Below are 2,639 nucleotides of genomic sequence, written 5' to 3'. Positions count from 1 at the left end.
CTTATTTGGCTTGCCAAACCTGGGACTGAGTACACTCAAAAAGATTCAGCGATATAACGTCGCAATAACGGGCGCTTATCAAACCACCCAAAACTGCTTTAATCCTTTGTATTCGCAACACTTTGAAAAGCTGACGCATTGAAAAAGCGTCCACGTTTATTGCCTTGTTATACGAGGGCATCCAAAAATTGGACAATTCTAGTTACCGACAAACTGACGCCTTCAACAATTGCAGTTGCAGCATCTGGAATAATTTCGACTGTATACTCAGTTACTCCATCAGGGTAGCGAGACAATTTTAGAATGATTGAATCTTGTGATTCACCAGCTGAACGCAAATCCCATATATTGCCTTCGAGATTTAGGATAATTTCGTTGGTCTCAATGTCGATGATTACTGGTGCGTACACCCAATGAGACATTCTCATTTCATGAGGTGTTGTGCTCAGCCTGTATTTTCCATTTAGGAAATCTAGGACAGTCTCCATGCCTATTTCTCGTATAACGTCGTTTTAAGGGGCGTAAAACATTAGCTTCACGCAAGAAAGCCACCGTAAACGCCATAAATTGATATAACAAAATTTGCGGGAATGTTTTGCGTCCGCCTTGAAAACCTTTGTTATAAAGCTGCCACCCAATCTGTTTGAATAGCCGAACCTCGCCTTTTGCCTTTGCAAGCAGCCCTTGGGATGCTTGGTCTTTTCTGGCCATTGATGGCTTGTTTGCAACACTTTCAATGGTGAGCGGCGATCAAAAACCAAACCGCTTTTTTGTTGAGAAAACCACTGTGGTTTGGCGCTCAAAGTCGCTGCTTACATGTAAGTAAAATTACAGCGTATAACGTTCGAATAACGGGCGTTTACTAGCCAAAGCTGAGTGAAGCACCTAAATCACAGCGTTTCTATGAAAAAATGCGCCACGAGTAAACGTCCCGTTCATTTGCTTGTTATGAAAATGAACTGCTAACCACCAAGAATTGCTCTTAAGGCTAGAGCTTGAGGAACCTCAGATAACGTACCAAGTAATGGATACTCGTTACTACTATCACCATACTTCTGGCTATGCAGATCATACGCTGCTTCAACAGATTCAGCCTCTATTGGCTCTCCTGCAAGCTCGAATCCTTGCGTCAACAACTGGCTTTGCTCACTTTCAAAGGTTTGCGTACCTGATTCCAAATGGATAACAACCGTTTCTTTTTGCATAAACTGATAAGTCTTCATTAATCACTCCTTTGGTTAAACGGTGAAGTAAAAGAGCCCAAAGAGATGATTTAAAGTTTTCATAACGTCGTTTTAAGCGGCGTAAAACATTCACTTCACGCAAGAAAGCCACCGTAAACACCGTAATTTGATATAACAAAATTTGCGGGAATGTTTTGCGTCCGCCTTGAAAACCTTTGTTATAAAGCTGCCACCCAATCTGTTTGAATAGCCGAACCTCGCCTTTTGCCTTTGCAAGCAGCCCTTGGGATGCTTGGTCTTTTCTGGCCATTGATGGCTTGTTTGCAACACTTTCAATGGTGAGCGGCGATCAAAAACCAAACCGCTTTTTTGTTGAGAAAACCACTGTGGTTTGGCGCTCAAAGTCGCTGCTTACATGTAAGTAAAATTACAGCGTATAACGTTAGCATAACGGGCGTTTACTAGCCCAAACTGATTGAAACAGTTAAATCACCGCTTTTGATAAAATGCGCCACGAGTAAACGTCCCGTTCATGCTCTTGTTATGGCGGGCGAAATTATCTTTTTGCCACAATACGCATTTCTACCAAGGCATTTTCTGGAATGAACTCAGATACTCCTATAGCAGACCACGCTGGATATGGAGCTTTCACATACTCGTCTTTGACTTTTGAAAACACCTCAATGTGCGCCTTTAAGTCAATGTGGAATGTGGTCATTTCAAGAATGTCATCGTAAGTTTGCCCTGCGGCATCGAGATATACACCTAGTTTATAAAACGCATCGTGGAACTGCTCTTGGGGATCAATGCTGATTGGTTTATCTTTTCTAGCAGCAGTAACGCCGGATAGATAAACCGTTCCATCTGCTTCAATTGCCGGTGAAAAGTGCCAATCGTAGTAGTAGTGTTTGAATTGCTCAGGGACAATAGACTTCTTCATATTACCTCTTAGCCATAACGTTGCAATAACGGGCGCTTATAAAACCACCCAAAACCGTTTAATCCTTTGTATTCACGACACTTTGGAAAAGTTCCACATTGACAAAGCGTCCCGTTTATAGCCTTGTTATGCAAGCATCCGGACTCAGGATATGTCATGAAGTTTCACAACTTTCTCTTGGGCAAAAAGTGTTAATTTTCCGCAGTCCATACACTCTAACGACGTAGTACTTTTATTTGCCCAATCCAGACCTAAGAAGCTAGCTGCCCTCGTGTTAAGTAGAAAATTTGAATGCCTAAAGTACTCACTATTACAGTGACTACAAACCACGTTCTTTCCCGCTGCTCTGAACTTGAACAAATCGTAATTCTCCAACTCAACACGTTTATGCTTTAGTTTGATTTCATCAAGAAACCCCATAAACACCGGAATGCCTAGAATGAAAAGTAGCGCAACAATTGCTAAGAGTGCTTCACCCATACTATCCAAATCACAACCACGAATGTATTAACTGC

At 41.9% G+C, this 2,639-nt stretch carries 3 protein-coding genes; all 3 read right to left on the bottom strand.

Features of this window, described 5'->3' with window-relative positions; all coding sequences use genetic code 11:
• Positions 1-167: 167 nt before the first annotated feature.
• The 3 genes from A1OO_RS08370 to A1OO_RS08350 all read right to left on the bottom strand — a co-directional run bounded on the left by A1OO_RS08370 (position 168) and on the right by A1OO_RS08350 (position 2,124).
• Positions 168-488: a hypothetical protein gene (locus A1OO_RS08370; RefSeq protein ID WP_158009008.1), complete on the bottom strand. Its 321-nt coding sequence runs from the start codon at positions 486-488 to the stop codon at positions 168-170.
• 474 nt (positions 489-962) lie between these two features.
• Positions 963-1,223, bottom strand: coding sequence for a hypothetical protein (locus A1OO_RS08360; protein WP_016958933.1), 261 nt, complete (start codon positions 1,221-1,223; stop codon positions 963-965).
• Between the two features lie 517 nt (positions 1,224-1,740).
• Entirely contained in the window at positions 1,741-2,124 is a 384-nt protein-coding gene (locus A1OO_RS08350) for a RidA family protein (RefSeq protein WP_016958044.1), read from the bottom strand.
• Between the last annotated feature and the right edge of the window lie 515 nt (positions 2,125-2,639).

Source organism: Enterovibrio norvegicus FF-33, assembly GCF_000286835.2.
Lineage (GTDB): Bacteria > Pseudomonadota > Gammaproteobacteria > Enterobacterales > Vibrionaceae > Enterovibrio > Enterovibrio norvegicus_A.
This window is presented reverse-complemented; position numbering and strand designations above follow the sequence as displayed.